The following is a 5,922-nucleotide window of genomic DNA, read 5'->3' on the forward strand; positions in this document are numbered from 1 at the left end:
ATACAAAAAAGCCTATCATTTCTGATAGGCTTTTCAAAGAAAGGCGACGACATACTCTCCCACATAACTGCAGTACCATCTGCGCAGGCGGGCTTAACTACTCTGTTCGGGATGGGAAGAGGTGAGCCCCGCCGCAATAACCACCTTAAGAGGTTATAATTGCTTTGGGCAATTATCTATAATTAACAATTGATAATTTACAATTTATAATTATAGTAATATCTTAACATACTGAGATAAAGAATATAAAAAGTTTACTACTGAAACATGTTCAGCATTAAGAAAGTTTCTTCCTCCCCCGCCGAGGCGGGGGAGGAAAAGCGTACATAAGCTTACGGGTTATTAGTACTACTCGACTATGACATTACTGCCTTTACATCTATAGCCTATCAACGTGGTCATCTCCCACGACCCTTAAAAGAAATCTCATCTTGTGGTGGGTTTCGCGCTTATATGCTTTCAGCGCTTATCCCTTCCAAACGTAGCTACTCTGCGATGCCACTGGCGTGACAACAGATACACTAGAGGTTTGTCCAATTCGGTCCTCTCGTACTAGAATCAGATCCACTCAAATTTCTTGCGCCCACAGTAGATAGAGACCGAACTGTCTCACGACGTTCTGAACCCAGCTCGCGTGCCACTTTAATGGGCGAACAGCCCAACCCTTGGGACCTTCTCCAGCCCCAGGATGTGACGAGCCGACATCGAGGTGCCAAACCCCCCCGTCGATATGAGCTCTTGGGGGAGATCAGCCTGTTATCCCCGGCGTACCTTTTATCCTTTGAGCGATGGCCCTTCCATGCGGAACCACCGGATCACTATGCTCTACTTTCGTACCTGATCGACCTGTATGTCTCTCAGTCAAGCTCCCTTATGCCATTGCACTCTACGCACGGTTACCAAGCGTACTGAGGGAACCTTTAGAAGCCTCCGTTACTCTTTTGGAGGCGACCACCCCAGTCAAACTACCCACCAAGCAATGTCCCCCCGTTTGGGGGTTAGGCCTCAGATAAACAAAGGGTTGTATTTCAACAATGACTCCACAACGCCTAGCGACGCCACTTCACAGTCTCCAACCTATCCTACACATCATTTATCCAAGGTCAATACTAAGCTATAGTAAAGGTGCACAGGGTCTTTTCGTCCCACTGCGGGTAAGCGGCATCTTCACCGCTACTACAATTTCACCGAGCTCATGGCTGAGACAGTGTCCAGATCGTTACACCATTCGTGCAGGTCGGAACTTACCCGACAAGGAATTTCGCTACCTTAGGACCGTTATAGTTACGGCCGCCGTTTACTGGGGCTTCAATTCAATGCTTCTCCGAAGATAACATCTCCTCTTAACCTTCCAGCACCGGGCAGGTGTCAGGCCCTATACTTCATCTTACGATTTTGCAGAGCCCTGTGTTTTTGATAAACAGTCGCCTGGACCTCTTCACTGCGGCCAGCATTGCTGCTGGCGACCCTTCTCCCGAAGTTACGGGTCTATTTTGCCTAATTCCTTAGCCATGAATCTCTCGAGCACCTTAGGATTCTCTCCTCGACTACCTGTGTCGGTTTGCGGTACGGGTACTTATTACCTGAAGTTTAGAGGTTTTTCTTGGAAGCCCTTAGGCGCACTATCTCTTTGTCCGAAGACTCCGAGTACTATCGTATTTCCCCAAGCCGCGTGGATTTGCCTGCGCAGCTTATAGGTAGGTACTTCAACGAACTATTCCGTCAGTTCGCGGCGCTTTCATCACTCCGTCACCCCATCACAGTAATAACTAGTACGGGAATATTAACCCGTTGTCCATCGACTGTCCCTTTCGGGTTCGCCTTAGGTCCCGACTAACCCACAGCTGATTAGCATAGCTGTGGAAACCTTAGTCTTTCGGTGTGCGGGTTTCTCGCCCGCATTATCGTTACTTATGCCTACATTTTCTTTTCTAACCAGTCCAGCATGCCTTACGACACACCTTCTACCCTGTTAGAATGCTCCCCTACCACTTAGAGTAAACTCTAAATCCATAGCTTCGGTAATATACTTATGCCCGATTATTATCCATGCTCGTCCGCTCGACTAGTGAGCTGTTACGCACTCTTTAAATGAATGGCTGCTTCCAAGCCAACATCCTAGCTGTCTGGGCAGACAAACCTCGTTCTTTCAACTTAGTATATATTTGGGGACCTTAGCTGATGGTCTGGGTTCTTTCCCTCTCGGACTTGGACCTTAGCACCCAAGCCCTCACTGCACGGAAACATTATATAGCATTCGGAGTTTGTCAGGAATTGGTAGGCGGTGAAGCCCCCGCATCCAATCAGTAGCTCTACCTCTATATAACTTTATGGCCGTGCGCTGCACCTAAATGCATTTCGGGGAGTACGAGCTATTTCCGAGTTTGATTGGCCTTTCACCCCTACCCACAGGTCATCCGAAGACTTTTCAACGTCAACCGGTTCGGACCTCCACACTGTGTTACCAGCGCTTCATCCTGCCCATGGGTAGATCACACGGTTTCGCGTCTAACACTACTGACTAAAGCGCCCTATTCAGACTCGCTTTCGCTACGGATCCGTGGCTTAACCACTTATCCTTGCCAGCAACGTTAACTCGTAGGCTCATTATGCAAAAGGCACGCCGTCACCCCACGAAAGGGCTCCGACCGCTTGTAAGCGTATGGTTTCAGGATCTATTTCACTCCGTTATTCACGGTTCTTTTCACCTTTCCCTCACGGTACTGGTTCACTATCGGTCTCTCAGGAGTATTTAGCCTTAGCGGATGGTCCCGCCAAATTCAGACAGGATTTCTCGTGTCCCGCCCTACTCAGGATACCACTATTGTTATCTTCTATTACTAATACAGGGCTATCACCTTCTTTGGCTCTACTTTCCAGTAGATTCTAATTCTATCCGCAACAAATATCGTGGTCCTACAACCCCAAATATGCCGTAACATGTTTGGTTTGGGCTAATCCGCGTTCGCTCGCCACTACTTACGGAATCACTTTTGTTTTCTTCTCCTCCGCCTACTTAGATGTTTCAGTTCAGCGGGTTTGCCCACCTATCGGTGTACTATGTCTTCAACATAGTGGGTTGCCCCATTCAGGTATTTACGGATCGTATCGTGTGTGCCAATCCCCGTAACTTTTCGCAGCTTATCACGCCTTTCATCGCCTCTGAGAGCCAAGGCATCCCCCATACGCCCTTATTTTGCTTATTGTACCAATCACTCAATTAAGAATGACCGTTTCTTTTACTTGTCTAATGATAAACAAGCAAAAAATGCTTTCTACTTTTTATTATTTCTTATCTCAATATGTCAATGAACTTTGTAATGCTTGAAGCTTTACGCTTTAGGCATTAAGCTTACGGCCTACGGCTTATAGCTTTTGTGGAGAATAACGGAGTCGAACCGTTGACCTCCTGCGTGCAAGGCAGGCGCTCTAGCCAGCTGAGCTAATCCCCCAATCTTTTTTAATTATGAATTGTGAATTATGAATTATGAAATACTTTCATAACCTCTCAACTCTAGAATTTCTTCTTTCTTTAAGTCTAAAATAGTTGTCTCGGACAGACTCGAACTGTCGACCCCTACATTATCAGTGTAGTACTCTAACCAGCTGAGCTACGAGACACTCTTATTCTTAAATGGTATTCTTTTTTTTAAATTAACAGCAAGAGTAATAAAATGTTGACCTTTGTTTCCTTCTCGAACTTTCGTCTTCTTTCCCTAGCGTGCGTTTCTTAAATTGAAAGTCATAAGTATTAAGTAGTAAAACTTAATCCTTATTCCTTAAAACTTCATACTTAGCTAACACTAAGGCTCTAGAAAGGAGGTGTTCCAGCCGCACCTTCCGGTACGGCTACCTTGTTACGACTTAGCCCTAGTTACCAGTTTTACCCTAGGCAGCTCCTTGCGGTCACCGACTTCAGGCACCCCCAGCTTCCATGGCTTGACGGGCGGTGTGTACAAGGCCCGGGAACGTATTCACCGGATCATGGCTGATATCCGATTACTAGCGATTCCAGCTTCACGGAGTCGAGTTGCAGACTCCGATCCGAACTGTGACCGGTTTTGTAGATTCGCTCCTGGTCACCCAGTGGCTGCTCTCTGTACCGGCCATTGTAGCACGTGTGTAGCCCAAGGCGTAAGGGCCGTGATGATTTGACGTCATCCCCACCTTCCTCTCAGTTTGCACTGGCAGTCTCGTTAGAGTTCCCGACATGACTCGCTGGCAACTAACAACAGGGGTTGCGCTCGTTATAGGACTTAACCTGACACCTCACGGCACGAGCTGACGACAACCATGCAGCACCTTGTAAATTGTCTTGCGAAAAGTCTGTTTCCAAACCGGTCAATCTACATTTAAGCCTTGGTAAGGTTCCTCGCGTATCATCGAATTAAACCACATGCTCCACCGCTTGTGCGGGCCCCCGTCAATTCCTTTGAGTTTCATTCTTGCGAACGTACTCCCCAGGTGGGATACTTATCACTTTCGCTTAGCCACTGAGATTGCTCCCAACAGCTAGTATCCATCGTTTACGGCGTGGACTACCAGGGTATCTAATCCTGTTCGCTACCCACGCTTTCGTCCATCAGCGTCAATCCATTAGTAGTAACCTGCCTTCGCAATTGGTATTCCATGTAATCTCTAAGCATTTCACCGCTACACTACATATTCTAGTTACTTCCTAATAATTCAAGTTTAGCAGTATCAATGGCCGTTCCACCGTTGAGCGATGGGCTTTCACCACTGACTTACTAAACCGCCTACGGACCCTTTAAACCCAATGATTCCGGATAACGCTTGGATCCTCCGTATTACCGCGGCTGCTGGCACGGAGTTAGCCGATCCTTATTCTCACAGTACCGTCAAGCTACTTCACGAAGTAGTGTTTCTTCCTGTGCAAAAGCAGTTTACAATCCATAGGACCGTCATCCTGCACGCGGCATGGCTGGATCAGGCTTGCGCCCATTGTCCAATATTCCTCACTGCTGCCTCCCGTAGGAGTCTGGTCCGTGTCTCAGTACCAGTGTGGGGGATCTCCCTCTCAGGACCCCTACCCATCGTTGCCTTGGTAAGCCGTTACCTTACCAACTAGCTAATGGGACGCATGCTCATCTTTCACCGTTGTGACTTTAATATCATGTTGATGCCAACTCGATATACTATGAGGTATTAATCCAAATTTCTCTGGGCTATCCCTCTGTGAAAGGTAGATTGCATACGCGTTACGCACCCGTGCGCCGGTCTCTAGTTCCGAAGAACTATACCCCTCGACTTGCATGTGTTAAGCCTGCCGCTAGCGTTCATCCTGAGCCAGGATCAAACTCTTCATCGTATATTGTTTGCTCGATTGCTCAAGCTATTGTTATTCGACTCAGTTCTAGTGGTTTTTTCAAATCTCTCGATTCTATTACTCTTATTCTTTTGTTTTAAGATCTCTCTTAAAACGGCTGTCAATTCAATATGTCTAGGAACGTATTCTTCTTGTTTTTTAACTAAATTTATTTCAGTTTCCAACTCCTGGTTAACACTTGTTAAAGTGTTTCTCGAAGCGGGTGCAAAAGTAGAACTCTTTTTCGTTTCTCGCAAATGTTTTTTGAAGTTTTTTTGAAAACTTTCGTTTCGTTTTTCTTCAACTAAAATAAGGCCTTAACCCTATTCCCACTCACTCAAAATTTCTATGAACTTACTCCCTTTAGGGGCAGCAAAAGTAAAACTTATTTTCCGCTCTGGCAAATCTTTTTTCGAATTTTATTCCGATTTTTTTAATCTGCTTTTCAGTATTTAAATATGAACTTCTGCGCTGTTGCGGGTGCAAAAGTACCACCTTTATTCACTTCTACAAGCTTTTTATTTACTTTTTTTTGCCTTTTTCTTAACTTATGTTTTAAATCGCTGGAAACGTGAATTTTGTAAGTAATTTTTTTT

The 5,922-nt window shown here is 45.9% G+C and carries 2 tRNA genes and 3 rRNA genes; all 5 read right to left on the bottom strand.

Going from position 1 to position 5,922, the window contains the following annotated elements:
- Positions 1–38: 38 nt before the first annotated feature.
- The 5 genes from rrf to ACNQGO_RS15220 all read right to left on the bottom strand — a co-directional run bounded on the left by rrf (position 39) and on the right by ACNQGO_RS15220 (position 5,329).
- Positions 39–148 (bottom strand): 5S ribosomal RNA (rrf, locus tag ACNQGO_RS15200).
- 174 nt (positions 149–322) lie between these two features.
- Positions 323–3,206, bottom strand: a 23S ribosomal RNA gene (locus ACNQGO_RS15205).
- 172 nt (positions 3,207–3,378) lie between these two features.
- A tRNA-Ala gene (locus ACNQGO_RS15210) sits at positions 3,379–3,452 on the bottom strand.
- A gap of 95 nt (positions 3,453–3,547) precedes the next feature.
- Positions 3,548–3,621: transfer RNA gene (locus tag ACNQGO_RS15215), tRNA-Ile, on the bottom strand.
- 194 nt (positions 3,622–3,815) lie between these two features.
- Positions 3,816–5,329: ribosomal RNA gene (locus tag ACNQGO_RS15220) — 16S ribosomal RNA — on the bottom strand.
- The 16S, 23S and 5S rRNA genes sit together here with 2 tRNA genes alongside, the layout of an rRNA operon.
- Between the last annotated feature and the right edge of the window lie 593 nt (positions 5,330–5,922).

Origin of the sequence: Flavobacterium frigidum (genome assembly GCF_048286735.1) — a bacterium.
Lineage (GTDB): Bacteria > Bacteroidota > Bacteroidia > Flavobacteriales > Flavobacteriaceae > Flavobacterium.